1 pseudogene is annotated in these 211 nt (G+C 59.2%); it reads left to right on the top strand.

Annotated elements, in window-relative coordinates:
• Positions 1–211, top strand: a pseudogene (locus ABFY71_RS19260) (hypothetical protein); the annotation flags it as partial.

Here is a 211-nt window from a genome sequence, read left to right as displayed (position 1 = left end):
AGAGCGATCCGCTGCTGGCCTCTGACAAAGCGCTGGACTGGGTGGATCTGGTGCTTTGCACTGCCGGTCCCGTCGGGCTCTATATGGCGGGCTTTACGGAAGAAGAGAGCAAACGCAAAACCCAGCACCCGTTGCTCCCTGGCGCGATTGCCGAGTTCAACCAGTACGAGTTCAGCCGCGGTATGCGCCATAAAGATTGCCTCAACCCGCT

This window comes from Devosia alba, assembly GCF_039938915.1.
Lineage (GTDB): Bacteria > Pseudomonadota > Alphaproteobacteria > Rhizobiales > Devosiaceae > Devosia > Devosia alba.
The sequence above is the reverse complement of the archived record's forward strand: the minus strand, read 5'-3'. Positions and strand labels throughout refer to the sequence as shown.